The sequence below is a fragment of the Leptospira kanakyensis genome (assembly GCF_004769235.1).
Lineage (GTDB): Bacteria > Spirochaetota > Leptospiria > Leptospirales > Leptospiraceae > Leptospira_A > Leptospira_A kanakyensis.
This window is the reverse complement of the sequence record NZ_RQFG01000010.1, coordinates 136,130-152,338: the sequence shown is the minus strand read 5'-3', so window position 1 is coordinate 152,338 and position 16,209 is coordinate 136,130. Positions and strand designations below refer to the sequence as shown.

Annotated in this window: 13 protein-coding genes; 11 read left to right on the top strand and 2 right to left on the bottom strand. The window is 39.4% G+C overall.

What is annotated here, in order from left to right:
* Window positions 1-4: 4 nt before the first annotated feature.
* Together gabT and EHQ16_RS08625 are read right to left on the bottom strand one after the other, a co-directional pair.
* Window positions 5-1,294, bottom strand: a complete 1,290-nt coding sequence (gene gabT / locus EHQ16_RS08630) for a 4-aminobutyrate--2-oxoglutarate transaminase (protein ID WP_135631564.1) — start codon at window positions 1,292-1,294, stop codon at window positions 5-7.
* Window positions 1,291-2,748 (bottom strand): NAD-dependent succinate-semialdehyde dehydrogenase, encoded by a 1,458-nt coding sequence (locus EHQ16_RS08625; RefSeq protein ID WP_135631562.1) that lies wholly within the window; start codon window positions 2,746-2,748, stop codon window positions 1,291-1,293. Before EHQ16_RS08625 ends, gabT begins: the two co-directional genes overlap by 4 nt.
* Window positions 2,749-2,886: 138 nt before the next feature.
* On the opposite strand from EHQ16_RS08625, the gene EHQ16_RS08620 reads away from it, so the two are divergent.
* From EHQ16_RS08620 to EHQ16_RS08570, 11 genes are all read left to right on the top strand, one after another.
* The gene (locus tag EHQ16_RS08620; RefSeq protein ID WP_135631559.1) at window positions 2,887-4,056 is read left to right on the top strand and encodes an ABC transporter substrate-binding protein; all 1,170 of its coding nucleotides are present in this window, start codon (window positions 2,887-2,889) and stop codon (window positions 4,054-4,056) included.
* A 35-nt stretch (window positions 4,057-4,091) separates the two neighbouring features.
* On the top strand, window positions 4,092-5,117 hold the full coding sequence (locus EHQ16_RS08615) for an ABC transporter ATP-binding protein (RefSeq protein ID WP_135631558.1): 1,026 nt from the start codon (window positions 4,092-4,094) through the stop codon (window positions 5,115-5,117).
* Between the two features lie 10 nt (window positions 5,118-5,127).
* Window positions 5,128-6,045, top strand: coding sequence for an ABC transporter permease (locus EHQ16_RS08610; protein ID WP_135631556.1), 918 nt, complete (start codon window positions 5,128-5,130; stop codon window positions 6,043-6,045).
* Window positions 6,035-6,838, top strand: a complete 804-nt coding sequence (locus tag EHQ16_RS08605) for an ABC transporter permease (protein ID WP_135631554.1) — start codon at window positions 6,035-6,037, stop codon at window positions 6,836-6,838. The genes EHQ16_RS08610 and EHQ16_RS08605 overlap by 11 nt, the downstream gene beginning before the upstream one ends.
* A gap of 105 nt (window positions 6,839-6,943) precedes the next feature.
* Window positions 6,944-7,375: a universal stress protein gene (locus EHQ16_RS08600; protein ID WP_135631552.1), complete on the top strand. Its 432-nt coding sequence runs from the start codon at window positions 6,944-6,946 to the stop codon at window positions 7,373-7,375.
* A gap of 102 nt (window positions 7,376-7,477) precedes the next feature.
* On the top strand, window positions 7,478-8,737 hold the full coding sequence (locus EHQ16_RS08595; protein ID WP_135631550.1) for an AfsA-related hotdog domain-containing protein: 1,260 nt from the start codon (window positions 7,478-7,480) through the stop codon (window positions 8,735-8,737).
* Window positions 8,734-9,498, top strand: a complete 765-nt coding sequence (locus EHQ16_RS08590; RefSeq protein ID WP_135631549.1) for an SDR family NAD(P)-dependent oxidoreductase — start codon at window positions 8,734-8,736, stop codon at window positions 9,496-9,498. Before EHQ16_RS08595 ends, EHQ16_RS08590 begins: the two co-directional genes overlap by 4 nt.
* A gap of 9 nt (window positions 9,499-9,507) precedes the next feature.
* Entirely contained in the window at window positions 9,508-15,222 is a 5,715-nt protein-coding gene (locus tag EHQ16_RS08585) for a protein kinase domain-containing protein (RefSeq protein WP_135631548.1), read from the top strand.
* A gap of 8 nt (window positions 15,223-15,230) precedes the next feature.
* Window positions 15,231-15,614, top strand: a complete 384-nt coding sequence (gene acpS, locus EHQ16_RS08580) for a holo-ACP synthase (protein ID WP_135631547.1) — start codon at window positions 15,231-15,233, stop codon at window positions 15,612-15,614.
* Entirely contained in the window at window positions 15,614-15,835 is a 222-nt protein-coding gene (locus tag EHQ16_RS08575) for a hypothetical protein (RefSeq protein WP_208742276.1), read from the top strand. The genes acpS and EHQ16_RS08575 overlap by 1 nt, the downstream gene beginning before the upstream one ends.
* 5 nt (window positions 15,836-15,840) lie before the next feature.
* Window positions 15,841-16,209, top strand: coding sequence for a bactofilin family protein (locus tag EHQ16_RS08570; protein WP_002974586.1), 369 nt, complete (start codon window positions 15,841-15,843; stop codon window positions 16,207-16,209).

Below are 16,209 nucleotides of genomic sequence, written 5' to 3'. Positions count from 1 at the left end.
CGTATTAAATTTCCTTTAGTGATTTTGTTATGATACTTAGGCCTTCTTTGACAATGGACTCTTCTGCGGTAATGGGAACAAGGATTCTGATTACGTTTCCATACACACCACAAGAAAGTAAAACAAGTCCATGTTCTAATGCTTTGGCGGTTAGTTTTTTTGCTAAATCGGCAGATGGTTTGTTTGCGTCCCCATTTTCTACTAGTTCAAACGCAACCATAGCACCTAATCCGCGTATTTCGCCAATATGAGGATAGGTTTTTTTGATTTCGTTTAGTTCGCTTACCAATAGTTTTCCGAGTTTGACTGATTTTTCTAAAATCCCTTCTTCTTCGATGAGATCCATCACAGCAATTCCTGCTGCACAAGCGACTGGGTTTCCGGCATAGGTTCCGCCGAGTCCCCCAGGTTCTACTGCATCCATAATCGAAGTTTTTCCGATCACGGCAGAAAGAGGCATCCCGGCTGCGAGTGATTTTGCAGTCGTGATGAGGTCTGGTTTGATTCCTGAATGTTCGATCGCAAACAGTTTTCCTGTTCTTGCAAACCCTGACTGTACTTCATCAGCAATGAGAAGGATTCCATGTTCATCACAAATGGCTCTGAGTTTTTTTAAAAAACTTGGAGAGGCAATATAGAATCCACCTTCACCTTGCACGGGTTCGATGGCAATGGCCGCCACTCGAGAAGGATCAATGTCTGCTTTGAACAAATTGTTTAGGGCTTTGATAGAGTCGTCTTCTGTCACACCATGGTATTCCATAGGAAAAGGAATGTGGTAAACATCGCTTGCAAAGGGGCCAAAACCTTTTTTATAAGGAACTACTTTTCCTGTGAGAGCCAGGGCCATCATGGTTCTTCCATGAAATCCACCGAGAAAACTAATGATCCCTGGTCGTCCCGTAGCGGCTCTTGCAATTTTTACGGCGTTTTCTAGAGCTTCGGCACCGGAAGAGAAAAGGATGGTTTTTGCTCCTCCCTCAATCGGTGCTTTGGCATTTAGTTTTTCTGCAAGAACGATATAAGGTTCATAAGGCATAATTTGAAAGGCAGTGTGAAGCACTTGGTCCACTTGTTTATGGATGGCAGCGACTACTTTCGGATGGCAATGGCCAGTGTTTTGGACACCAATTCCACCCCCAAAGTCAATGAACCGTTTTCCTTCAATATCCCAAATTTCTGCATTCTTTGCTTTTTCGGCAAACACTGGATAGGCGGTTGTAACACCTCGCGGTACGTTTGCAAGTCTTCTTTCCCAAAGGGTTTGGTTGCTTTGTTTTTGATTGCCCGTCATGTGATTCCTCCGAGGCAGAGATATTTGGTTACTGTATAATCATCGAGTCCGTATTTAGAGCCTTCTCGTCCCATTCCAGAGAATTTGACACCACCGAAGGGAACTTGTTCTGAAGAAATGAGTCCTTCGTTAATTCCCACCATTCCGTATTCCAGTTGTTCGGCGACTCTAAAAAGTCTAGCCATGTCTTTTGTATACAAATAAGAAGCGAGTCCAAAGTCTGTGTCGTTGGCCAATTGGACAGCTTCTTCTTCGGTTTGGAAGGTTTGGATACAAGAGACTGGACCAAAGGTTTCTTCTTTTGTGACAACCATGGAAGAGTTTACGGGATAAAGCACAGTCGGTTCAAAAAAATTACCACCGAGGGTATGTTCTTTTCCGCCAGTGAGAATTTTTGCTCCTTTGGAAACCGCATCGGAAATATGAGATTTTACTTTTTCGAGAGCCGCATCGTTTATGAGTGGGCCTTGTTGTGCGTTCGGTTCCATTCCATTGGCAACCACTAGCTCCTTGGCTTTGTCTGCCAATTTTTTTGCAAACACTTCAGCGACGGATGCCTGGACAAGAAAACGATTCACACAAACGCAAGTTTGTCCTGTATTTCTATATTTAGAAAGCATGGCACCTTTCACGGCCTCATCCATGTCGGCATCTTCAAAAACAATAAATGGTGCATTCCCACCTAACTCGAGTGAGAGTTTTTTTAAGGTAGCAGCTGATTTTTCCATCAAATAAATTCCTGTATTTGTGGAACCTGTAAAACTCAGTTTACGAACTTCTTTACTTTCTAAAATGGTTTTACCAATTTTGATTGGATCACCAACTAACACGTTCCAGACGCCTTTAGGAAGTCCCGCTCTTTCCGCAAGAACTGCCATGGCTAGTGCAGAGTAGGGTGTGAGTTCTGCTGGTTTCGACACCACAGTGCAACCTGCGGCGAGTGCCGGAGCTACTTTTCTTGCAAGCATGGCTGCTGGAAAATTCCAAGGTGTGATGGTTCCCACTACACCAATGGGTTCTTTTAAAACAAGAATCCTTGTGTCCTTTCTATGAGAAGGAATGATATCACCATAAGAACGTTTTGCTTCTTCTCCGAACCATTCTATGTACGATGCAGCATAAGCTATCTCTCCCCTAGCTTCTGTTAGTGGCTTTCCTTGTTCTTGTGTCATGATGAGAGCCAAATCTTCTTGGTTGTCCATCATGAGTTGGAACCATTTGCGTAAAATTCCTGCTCTTTCTTTTGCAGGTCGTGATTTCCAATCAGCAAGTGCTAGTTTCGCAGAACGAATTGCGTTCGCTGTATCTTTTTCTTCGGAGTGAGGGATGTTTCCGATGATTTCGCCGTTTGCGGGGTTATGTACTAAAATTTCTTTTTTGTTTTCTGCAGGGCACCATACCCCACCGATGAAGTTTTCTTGTCGGAAAAGGTCTTTATCTTTGATATATTTCATACGAAACCTGTGCTTTCATCGAAATCCCACCGCAGAAAAATTCCTACCTTTTTTTTGAAAACCTAGGAAGTGGTTGCTTAATTTTGAATTCTTGGTATCTAATTCCTGACATAAGTAAAACCAGGAGCACATAGGTTTATGAAATTCGATTCATACAAACGAGTGATTTCTTCTGTTGCAGTTCTCTCAATCGCATTTGCGGTTGCCTGCGGCAAAAAAGAAACAAAGGTTTCCGAAATCGGACAAGGCGAAGGAGAAGTTTCCATCGTTGCTTGGCCGGGGTACATTGAACGTGGTGAAACAGACAAAGGATATGACTGGGTCACTGAATTTGAAAAAAGTTCTGGCTGTAAAGTAAATGTAAAAACTGCCGCTACATCTGACGAGATGGTAGCACTCATGAATGAAGGTGGATTTGATCTTGTGACTGCATCTGGTGATGCATCGTTACGATTGGTTGCTGGTGGAAAGGTTCAAGAAATCAATACAGACCTTATCCCTAGTTGGAAAAACGTAGACTCTCGTTTGCAAAATGCTCCTTGGCATACAGTGGAAGGAAAACATTACGGTGTTCCTTACCAATGGGGTCCAAACGTTCTTATGTACAATACTAAAGTTTTCAAAAAAGCACCAACTAGTTGGAATGTTGTTTTTGAAGAACAAGTATTGGCTGATGGAAAATCAAACAAAGGTCGCGTACAAGCATTTGATGGTCCAATCTACATTGCAGATGCTGCTTTATATTTAAAACAAGCTAAACCAGAACTTGGAATCCAAGATCCTTATGAATTGGATGAGAAACAATATGCAGCCGTCATTGAATTATTAAAAAAACAAAGACAACTCGTTCCAAAGTATTGGCATGATGCGATGGTACAAGTGGATGACTTTAAAAAAGAAGGACTTGTTGCTTCTTCTACATGGCCATTCCAAGTGAACTTACTTGTCAGTGAAAAACAACCGGTAGCTTCTATCGTTCCGAAAGAGGGTGCGACTGGTTGGGCAGACAGCACAATGCTTCATAAAGATTCAAAACACGTAAACTGTGCATACAAATGGTTAGAACATTCACTTTCTCCAAAAGTACAAGGAGACCTTGCTTCTTGGTTTGGATCAGTGCCTTCTGTTCCTTCTGCTTGTAAAGGAAACGCTCTTCTTGGAGACACAGGTTGTGCGGTTAACGGATTCAATAACTTTGAAAAAATCTCTTTCTGGAGAACTCCAAAAGAAGATTGTTCCGGTGGAAGAAAATGTATACCTTACAAAAAATGGGCTGAAGACTATATTTCCATCATTGGAAGTAAATAAGATCCTAACATTATAAAAGTTCTGAAGGAGAAGGAATGGACCAAGTTTACGATGTTGAATTTCAAAATGTAACAAGGAAATTCGACCAATTTATAGCGGTGGATGATGTCTCCTTCGGGATTAGAAAAGGTGAATTCTTTTCGATGTTAGGCCCTTCCGGGTCGGGAAAAACAACCTGTCTCCGTATGGTGGCAGGGTTTCAGGATACGACTTCAGGAAGGGTTCTTTTGGAAGGTGTTGATGTCACTGGCATCCCGCCTTACAAAAGAAATGTGAACACAGTCTTTCAAGACTATGCTTTATTCCCCCACATGACGGTTGCGGAAAATGTTGGGTATGGATTAAAAATCAAAAAAACAAATACAAACGAAATCAATCAAAGAGTATCGGAGATGCTTGCTATGGTTCGATTGCCCGATGTGGGAAATCGTAAACCTTCTGAATTATCAGGAGGGCAAAGGCAAAGGATTGCTTTGGCAAGGGCCCTCATCAATCGTCCAGGGGTATTACTTCTCGATGAACCTCTTGGTGCACTTGATTTAAAACTCAGAGAAGAGATGCAATTGGAACTCAAGGCCATCCAAAAAGAAGTAGGGATTACTTTTATCTTTGTCACTCACGACCAAGAAGAAGCACTTTCGATGTCGGATCGAATTGCCGTCTTTAACAAAGGTAAGGTGGAGCAAATTGCGACACCAGAAGAATTGTATGACAGGCCAAAAACCGAATTCGTTGCCAACTTTGTAGGGACTTCTAATATCCTTTCTGTGGAAGAAACCAAAAGGCTCACGGGTCAAAATGGAAAAGGTATGATTCGTCCAGAACGAGTCCATGTATTTGCTAACGCAAAAGAAGACAATCACTCCACAGGATATAGAACCTTTAAAGCAATTCTCAAAAGCCAAGTGTATTCGGGAGCCACATCCAAAATGCATTTTGAAACTCCGAATGGATCTCGTATCATTGCTTCCACTCAAAATCTAAAAATATCGGCAGAGAACATTGCTGTTGGTTCCGAAGTCCTTGTAGGTTGGAAAGATTCTGACATGCATTTACTTTAAGGATTTGTAAATGACTAGTACCTTTGATAAGTTTTTTACCTTTTTATTCTATCGGAAAGGCCTTGCGATCTTTTTATTACTCGCACCCCTTCTCATTTGGCTTGGGGTTGTGTACTTGGGTTCGCTTTTCACTCTCCTCATCCAAAGTTTTTTCTCCATTGATTCTTTCTCAGGAGTGATCAAACGAGAATTTACTTTAGAATCTTATTATGATCTGTTTCGCCAAAGTACGAATTGGGATATCATCATTCGTACGACAACCATGGCTTTTACTGTTACGATTGTGAGTGCCATCATTGCCTTTCCGATTGCTTATTATATGGCGATGTATGCTGGTCCTAAACTAAAACCCATTTTATATTTGGGAGTGATGTTACCTCTTTGGTCGAGTTATCTTGTGAAAGTTTACTCCTGGAAACTGATTATGGCAAAAGAAGGAATCCTTACATGGATTTTGAACGAACTTGGGCTTCTGCATGTGCTCGATGTGATTCTTTCCATTCCTGTGATTGGTGGAACTTCTTTGTCATTCTCTTACATTGGAATGTTTCTTGTTTTTGTTTATATCTGGCTTCCTTATATGATCCTTCCGATCCAAGCATCATTAGAACGAATTCCTAAATCCTTACTTGAGGCATCCTCCGATTTGGGCGGTGGGCCTTCTCAAACCTTTCGAAAAGTGATATTGCCATTAGCATTTCCGGGAGTGGTGGCGGGTTCTATTTTTACCTTCTCACTCACATTAGGTGACTATATCATCCCTACCATCATTGGAAACTCCAGTTATTTTATTGGGATGGCGGTTTATACACACCAAGGAACAGCAGGTAACATCCCTTTGGCGGCTGCTTTTTCTGTAATCCCCATCATCATTATGATGGTTTACCTCATGATCGCAAAACGATTAGGAGCCTTTGATGCCCTCTAAATGGAATCTCGGAACCATCGGACTAAAAGTTGCCACCACCCTTGGGTTCCTCTTTATTCATATCCCTCTCTTTATCATCATCATGTATGCTTTTTCTACAGATGAAAAAACATTCCAATTTCCGTTACCAGGATTTACACTCAAGTGGTTTGGGGTAGCTTGGGAAAGAAATGATATTTGGGAAGCCATTATCCTTTCTTCACAAGTTGCTACCATTTCAACAATTATGGCTATCATCCTTGGAACCTTGGCTTGCCTTGCTGTGTATCGTAGTAAGTTTTTTGGAAGAGAAGTGATTTCCTTTCTTGTGATTCTGCCGATTGCTTTGCCGGGAATTGTGACAGGGATTTCTCTTCGGTCTGCCATGTCTCTTTTTGGAATTCCGTTTAGCACTTGGACCATTGTGATTGCCCATGCCACTTTTTGTATTGTGACAGTGTATAATAATGTTTTAGCAAGACTTCGCAGAAGTTCTCATTCTATGGTAGAGGCATCCATGGACTTAGGTGCTAACCCATGGCAAACATTCCGATTTGTGATTTTGCCAAATATCGCTACAGCGTTGTTAGCTGGCGGAATGTTATCCTTTGCATTATCCTTTGATGAAGTGATTGTGACTACGTTTACGGCGGGCCAACAATCCACAGTTCCCATTTGGATGTTAACAGAATTCATTCGTCCGAGACAAAGGCCAGTCACAAATGTGGTTGCGGTATTTGTGATTCTTGTCACAACATTGCCGATTCTTGCCGCTTATTACTTAACCAAAGAAGATGAGGGTGGGAAAAAATAATCCCACTCAAACGGCTTGCATAAAAACAGGTTTTGATTATTAGATTTTGACATTTATCAAAGGAATTTCACTTTCCCAAACGGGAGAAGATGGTAGAATTCTTGTATGGAAAAATTGATTCAAAAACTGATCATCCCCATCGATGGTTCTCCTAGTTCTGCCAAAGCGTTAGAATTTGGTTTAGCAATCGCAAAAGCAAGTAATGCAAAATGTTATATCGTGGAAGTGATTGAGGATTTTGGTCCTTTACCAGGGTATTACGATGCAGCACCTGCGGGCAAAGACCGCGTGAAATGGATCTCTGAGCAACGTTTTGAAAAAATACATCCCATTTTGGATGAGACAACCGTAAAATGGGAACGTGTGATTCTAGAAGGATATCCTGCTGAAGAAATATGCAAACTTGCTGAAAAAGAAAATGCAGACTTAATTGTGATTGGAAGCCGAGGTCATGGAATTTTAGGAAGATTCATTATGGGAAGTGTATCTGATCGTGTTGTGCACTATGCACCATGTTCAGTAACTATAGTTAGGTGAACTTGACATAAATTTGTCAATTCCTTGTTAATTTAGTTGCGCTGAATTCTATCCTATCGGAATCTACGGACGAACCCTAGAACAGATTTCCGGTTGATTCATATGAAGGTTTTTGAAAAAGAAGAATTCCCCGCAGTTTTACCTCTCGATAAACGATACACTCGAACCTATTTCCAAGACGATAGTTTTGTTTCGAACATACGACGTGCTCTTCCTCGGATGATCACTGCAGTTGTCATGGAAGAACATGTTTTTCCTAAACTTAAACCTGAAGAAATTGACTTTCTGCTACAATACTACGCAAAAAGACAAGATACTAGTGGATCACATTACCAACTCAAAACCATTCCGTATCGAATTCGTAAAGAATCTGCTGAAAGAATTTTAGCAGAAGCGGATATCGATGATACACAAAAGGATTTTATTAGTACATTCTACCATTTTGATTCAGATTTACAGAGTTATGTTTTAAACGATAAAGTCACCGAATCCGATGAAATTCGAATCCTTCAAATTATCAAACGTAGGGACTACTATGTTGGGAATGTAGAGAAGTCAAAAATCTCCGCAATCTTCGAACCCTTTGAAGAAATTCCTAAAAAAGATACTTTTTTTGCAAATCTTTATGTTCCTCCTAGTCATAAATTTTTTTCACCACCCAATCTAAAACATATTTCAGGTATGCAGATTGTAGAAGCTGCCAGACAATTTGGAATTTCTTGTAATCACATGTATGGAAAAGTTCCCTTTGAAGGTGTCACCTTTTTATTGTTATATTTAAATTCGGAATTTTTCCAATATGCGAAGATGAATATGCCGATCAAACTTCGTGCCATTGCAAAAGAGTTAAAATATAGCAAATCAGGGTATTGGAATTATTCGAAGTTGGAAATCACTGCCTATCAGGAAAATCAAGAAATCACTCGCATTGAAATGGCTGCTAGTATCTTGCCCTTAAAAGTATACAAACGCTTAAAAAGCACGCAGGAAGAAGTGTATGAAATTGATCCGAGGTTTCGAATTTTGGATCAATTTAAAAACAATATTTCGGTTAGGGAAAACGGACGTAATATTGTCTCCACAATTGAAAATATTTCCAGTTCCGGATTTATGGTGCGGTGTTCTGGAATCCATCCGGGTGATTTAGCCAATAGCGGGCAACTTGAATTTTTTATGCATTTCGATATTGTCGGTTTCGTTCACGGAACTTGTATTTTATTATGGGTTAAAGAAGACGATAATAATGAAGACACCTTTTTTGCTGGGTTTCGTTTTGAATCCATTTCTGAACTCGACCGTGCAAATGTAAAGGAAGCAATCAATCGTTACGGACGATTGATCGAAGAAAGGGAAATCCAATGAGCGGAAAAAAAGTAGCATTAGTGACAGGTGGAACTTCGGGACTAGGAAGATCCATTGTTCTTGAATTTGCAAACGCTGGTTATGTGGTTGGGTTTTGCGGAAGAAGGAAACAAGAAGGCGAAGAAACGTTGGCCCTGCTTGAAAAACAAGGTGGGACAGGAATGTTTGTTAGATGTGATGTCACACAATCGGAAGCAGTTCGTAATTTTGTTGAATCAATTGTTTCTAAATATGGATCCATTGATGTTGCGGTCAATAATGCAGGTATCTCTGGAGTTCTGAAAGCAACGGCAGATTATCCATTAGATATTTTTGATTCTGTGATGGACGTAAACTTAAAAGGGACCTTTCTTTCCATGCAATTTGAATTAAAACAATTCCTAAGCCAAGGGAAAGGTGGTGTCATCATCAACGTTTCTTCTGCATTGGGTGTTCGAGGAAAAGAAAAAGCGGGTCCTTATTCCATGACAAAACACGGGATCATCGGACTCACAAAGTCTGCTGCCTTAGAGTACGGATCTGCCGGGATTCGTGTGGTGGCCCTATGCCCTGGTGGGATTCAAACAGAAATGGACGATGTATTTTATGCAAATGTTCCTAACCCCGAAGAGGTAAAAAAGGAAAGGATGAAATCTTACGCTCTTGGTAGAATGGCAACTCCAGAAGAAGTTGCCAAAACTTGTGTCTGGTTGTCTACTGATGGGGCAGCATTTATCACAGGAGCTGTCATACCGGTTGACGGTGGTAAAACAGCTAGATAAGGAATTTCATTGTTTACTGTAGGAAAATATAAAGCGATTAAGGAACTTCATTTAGGGAAAAGAAGTTCCGTGTATACAGGGGAGGCTGCCACTGGTAGTCCCGTTGTGATCAAACTACTCAATCGTGATTATCCTGATAACCAAGAAATTACTCGGTTTAAAAGTGAATTTGAAATCCTAAGATCCATCGATTCTCCATATACACTTAGACCTTTAGATTTAGAATCCTATCAAAACACCGTTGCAATTGTTTTCCCTCATGTAGGATTTACCGATCTCGCCAAATTACAGTTAAGTGGTAAATATAGTAATATTGCAACATTCTTAAATATTGCAATCGAAGTTTGTAAGGCACTCATCGACATTCATAAAGCAAAAATTGTTCATAATGACATCAAAGCACAAAATATAATTTATAATCCTGATACCGGCGCATTAAAGATTATCGACTTTGGTTCGGCCACTCTATTAACACATCGAAATTTTTATCTTCCTATGAACCAAAATTTAACCGGTACCTTGGCTCATATATCTCCGGAACAAACGGGACGGATGAATCGAACAGTAGATTATCGAACTGATTTTTATTCATTCGGAGTCACCTTATACCAGTTAATCACTGGGGATCTTCCTTTTTTATATACAGATAGTTTGGAAATGGTTCACGCCCATTTGGCAAAAACTCCGCTGTCTCCGCAAGAGAGAACAGGTGCTCCAAAAATTATCTCTGATTTGATTATGAAACTTTTGGAAAAAAATCCAGAAGATCGTTACCAAACAGCAACTGGTTTACTTTCTGATTTATCGGCGATGCAATCGGTTCTTTTGGAAAATGGACGTGAATCCTTACATCAGTTCCAAATGGAACTTGCCAAAAATGATAAATCTTCCAGATTCCAAATTCCCAAAAAACTATACGGAAGAGAAGACCAACTCCGCATCTTCGAAGAAAAGTTTTTGGATGCTACGGAAGGAAAAATAGAAATTTTCCTTATCTCTGGACGTTCAGGAATTGGAAAGTCCGCACTGATTAACGAAATTCAAAAACCGGTGACTCGGGAAAAAGCTTATTTTACCTCAGGTAAATTTGATTTATATAAAAAATCCATTCCTTACCGTGCGATTAACTTAGCTTTACAAGGTCTAGTACGCCAGTTACTTTCTGAAAGTGAGTCTTCAGTAAAAGAATGGAACCGAGTTCTGAACCATGCACTTGGTGCTAATGCAAAACTAATCATTGATGTGGTACCCGAATTATCACAGCTGTTAGGTGAAAAACAAGCTCCACCAGAGTTGGATAGTTTAGAAACGGAAAACAGGTTCCATTTGGTTTTCAGAAAGTTTTTGCGTACAATTTGTACCAAGGATCATCCTGTTGTATTATTCTTGGATGATTTACAATGGGCAGACTCTTCCAGTATTTTACTTTTGAAAGAAGTACTCACAGATCCTGAAATTTCACATTTTTTTATTATTTTATCTTATCGTGATAATGAAGTATTCCCGACAGATCCATTTTTTCGTTTGTTGGAAGAACTTGGAGAATACCAAATCCCTGTTACCGAAATTCGTTTAGAGCCATTACGAGAACGAGATGTCGCTATGCTCGTTTCCGAAACTTTAGTGGTTCCTGAGTCTGAAATTAGGCCCATTGCAGAAGTTCTTTGGAAAAAAACAAAAGGGAATCCATTCCATGTAAATGAAATGTTTAAGAATCTTTATGAAAGATCTTACATCTATTTTACTGATGATCATTGGTCTTGGGATAAAGATAAAATTGATGCCGTTAACATTTCAGATAACGTTATCGATTTAATTATAGATAAAATCAATCTCCAATCTGCAGAACTCATCGAAGCATTAAAACTTACCGCCTGTATTGGTAACTGGTTTCGGCATGATATATATGCAACCATTGCTGAAAGACCTTACCATAAAGCATCAATGGATTTGGTAGCTCTTGCCAATGAAGAATTCCTAATTTTAGGAATGGAAGATGCAAACTTCACTCATGATAAAATTAGGGAAGCAATTTACAAAATCATTTCCCCAGAAGAAAAGTCGCAGCTCCATTATAAAATTGGAAAAACTTACCTTTCCATTCTGTATAAGTATAAACTCGACGATCATTTATTTACAATTGTAAACCAATTGAATTTGGGTGCTTCCCAAATGAAGGGCAGTGAAGAATTGGCTGAGTTACGAATTTTAAACGAAAAGGCTGGTTTTAAAGCATTAAATTCTTCTGCCTACGATGCTGCTTTTACTTTTTTTGATCGAATGGTCGGACTTATGACAGATGCTGAATGGAATTCTGAGTATGAAAATACTTTGAAACTTCATTTGGCTTATGCAAGGTCAGCTTACCTTTCTAAAAACTTTGAAGCAGCTGAAAAAAGTTTTAATTACATTCTACATTTTGTTCGTAATGACTTAGATAAAATTTTGGTTTATGAACTCCAATCTTCTATGCTTGTGACTCAAAACAAGATGAAGGAGGTATTGGAAACCCTGAAACAAGCTTTGAAACTTGTAGGTGTTAGGTTGCCAAAAAAAGCCACCCCACTTTCGCCTCTACGCGAAATTCTAAAGTTCAAGTTTAAATTAGGGCGAAGATCCATTGAAAGTTTAGAACAACTTCCGGTATCGGAAGATCCAAAGTATCTGGCAATCATGCGAATTCTGAATGCTTGTATTGCTCCCTCTTTTCTCGCAGAACCAAATTTATTCCCTGTCATCGTTTTAAAATTAGTCAATCATACTTTAAAATACGGATTATGCGAAATCAGTGCTTTCGGGTTTTGTGCCATGGGAATCATTCAGGGTTCTGGTCTCGGGAACTATGAAGATGGACTTAAGTTTGGCCAGTTAGGTGTAAGGTTACTTGATTCACTTGATGCTAGAACGTTTAGATGCCGAACCTTGTTTATGTTTGCTTGTATGATTGCACCATGGAAAAATCATGCAAGAGATGGCCGTTCCATATTTTGGGATAGTTTCCTTGCGGGAATGGAAACAGGGGATTTACAATACTCCGCTTATTCTTTGAATAATATCCACTTCCAAGGTTTGTTATTTAGAGAAAACTTGGAAGATTTATATAAAAGCCAACTGCGTTATGATGCATCACTTTTAAGTTTACGTCAAAATCATGCTTACCAAGTACACCGGTTGAACTTACAATTAGTGGAAAATATGAGGGGTGAGTCGGCCGATCCAATGAATTTGGAAGGTAGATATTTTTCCGAATCGGAAACTGTTTCAGAATGGTTAACCACAGGAAATGCAAATGCTCTTTTCGATTATAATTTATGTAAGTTGCGAATTGAATATTTCCTGGGTGATAAACAAAAAGCGTATGAATATTCATTAAAACTGGATTCTTTAGAAGGTGCTATGTTTGGAATGATGTTTGTTCCCGAACATGTATTTTTTGGAGCTTTGGTTGCTTTTTCTTTGATCGTTGACGATGTAACTCCACAGGGAACAACGAAGGTAAATCTAAAGAAAAGATTACTTGGATTTGAAAAACGGATGAAGGTATGGGCAAAAAGTTCACCTGAAAATTTTGTCCATAAATACGAAATTATATCTGCTTTGATTCTTTATTTGGCCAATGAAAAAACGCAAGCCGTAATCGCTTGTAAGGCGGCCATTTCTTCCGCAAGGGAATCTAACTTTATCTTAGAAGAAGCCATTGCAAATGAATTTTTGGTTCGAATGTGGAAGGAAACCGGATTTGAGCAGTATAGTAACCTACATTTGGTGGAAGCACATTACCGTTATGGAAAATATGGATTTTTATCCAAGGTGAAACAACTTGAGGCAAATCATATTGCCTTAAAAAAATATATTGGAAGAAACTTTCGAACGGATTCTACAGATAGCCTTTCCTTGTTTAGTACGACTAAAGATATTTTTGGAGATGTAGGTTCTTCTCTTGATATCAATACGGTCATCAAAGCCTCTCAAACCATTTCCGGAGAAATCCAACTCAATCGTCTTCTGGAAAAGATGATGAAAATTTTGATCGAAAATGCTGGTGCGGAAAGAGGATACTTTATTCTAAAATCTGATTCTGGTTGGCAAGTATTGGCAGAATCTGAAGCCGAAAAAGAATCTGTTTTTGTTTATTCAGAATCTCCCTTTGCCATTGATTTTTTAGAGCCAGTGGCCTATGTAAATCAAAACAAAATTCCTTCACAAATCATTGGTTATGTGGTGAGAACCGGTCTTGTTGTGATTTGTGGGGATGCAGCAAGAGAAGGTGATTTTAAGAATGATCCTTATGTCAAATCCACCCTGCCTAAATCTTTACTTTGTTATCCCATTTTAAGTCATGGAACTGTGGTTGGGATTGTTTATTTGGAAAATAATCTAACAACGGATGCTTTCACTCCTGGACGAGTGGAAATACTTAAAATTTTATCTTCGCAGATCGCGGTTTCAATTGAGAATTCACTTCTTTATACCAATTTGGAACAAAAGGTAGATGAAAGAACCAAAGAATTGAATTTTGCCCTAACGGAAGTTAAGGGTTTGAAAGAACAACAAGACGGAGACTACTTTTTAGCCTCTTTACTCATTGAACCGCTAACTCAGAACCTAGCAAGTTCTTCTAATATGAAAATTCAGTTCCTTACGGAACAAAAGAAAAAATTTTCTTATAAACAATGGAGTTCTGAAATTGGTGGGGATTTATGTGTGTCTTCTTCCATCCAATTACAAAATAAAAAATACATTGTTGTATTAAATGGTGATGCAATGGGTAAATCCATGCAAGGGGCGAGTGGTGCCCTTGTGATTGGATCTGTATTTGAAGCCATTATCAAAAGGAATGGGCAGTCTGAGGAAGTTCGTGATATCACTCCTGAAAAATGGGTGAGCAATGCTTATATAGAACTACATAACACGTTGGTTACCTTTGATGGATCCATGTTGATTTCTATGTTTCTTTGTTTGATCGATGATGAAACTGGATTTTTTTATTTTCTAAATGCAGAACATCCAAGGCCAGTCATTTATCGAAATGATCGAACTTCCTTTTTACCGCATAACTATGTTTGTGCGAAACTTGGATTGCTCGCATCTAAAAAAGCGCTCCAAATTAATACCTTCCAACTAGAAAAAGGTGATGTTTTACTCATTGGTTCTGACGGTCGCGATGATATTTTGATCGGATCTGAAGTGGAAATGGAAGTCAATGAGGATGATGAATTGTTCCTAAAAACAACTTTGGAGGGACAAGGGGATTTGGAATCCATTCGGGATGCTATTAAAAGCCATGGAGAATTGATCGATGATCTCTCGCTCATTCGAGTGGAATATACGGGAGAAGGATCACCCATTCATGTTCCGACAAACCATCCAAAACATTTTGTTTACCTTCGTGCTTTGACCTTATACAAACAAAAAAAATGGCCGGAAGTCGAACGTATAATTTCCAGCAATTTTGATTCCATCCACGATGCTCCACTTTCGGTTCAAAAAATTTATTTATATACGGAACATAGAATGTCTGCGTTCCCTTTAGAATTTGCACTAGGATATGCCCAAAAAAATCCATCGGACAGCCTAACACTATTTTATATTGCGGAAGCCTTGTTTAAAAATGGAGATTTTTCTGCTGCCTTCGATTATTCTGAAAGAGTGAAACTCAGACGCCCCTACCATAAAGAAAACAATATTTTATTTGCTCGACTCTTAGAACTTCGGCGAAAATAAATCATCTTATGTTATCCGTCGGGAACGACATCGTCGAAAACCATAGAATTCGTGAACTCCTAGAGAAACACGGGGATCGGTTTTTAAAGCGAGTTTTTACCGAAGAAGAAGTGGAATACTGCCACAAACACAAGGATCCAGTCCCCTTTCTCGCAGGCCGGTTTGCCTGTAAAGAAGCTGTGATCAAGGCCCTGAACCTAAATCCAGGGGAAGTCGCAGATATGCGCGAGATTGAACTCGCAGGGACAAATTTTGGTAAAAAAACGCTAGTCATCCATGGGAAAACTGAGAAGTTTTTCCGAGAGAAAGGATTTACTAGCAGTTCCGTATCCATCAGCCATGCTGACCACTACGCAACGGCAGTTGTCGTTTTTTACAAGGAGCCCAGATGATCGTTAGTGATAAAATGAAGGCAGTTCTGGTTCATTACAACCATGCCCTTTCTTTATATAAGTCGCGAAAGTTCGCAGAAGCAAAAGAAGAGTTCAAAAAAGGACTCGCGATTCATCCAGAAGATGGCCCTTCAAAACTATACATTGAAAGATGTGATGATTACATCGCAGATCCCCCACCAGAAGATTGGGACGGGGTATACAACATGAAAACTAAATAGGAACTATGTCAAAAAAAGAAATGCAAACAACCATCACCGAACACGGAGTTATTGCTACTATCCTCGGAAAAGAAACAGCATTTAGCGGAACTTTAGCCTTCAAAAAACCTTTACAAATTTCTGGAGACTTTACTGGAGAAATCATCTCTGATGGTTATCTTGTGATTAGTGAAGGTGCGCGTGTGAAAGCAAACATCAAAGCAGGAACTGTTGTTGTTGGTGGGACTATCATTGGAAACGTAACAGCAACTCAAAGATTAGAAATGTTATCTACTGGAAAAGTTCAAGGTAACATTCGTACCGCAAAACTACAAATTGCCGATGGTGTTGTGTTTGACGGAAATTGCGAAATGCTAAGCAGCGAAGAAACTTAG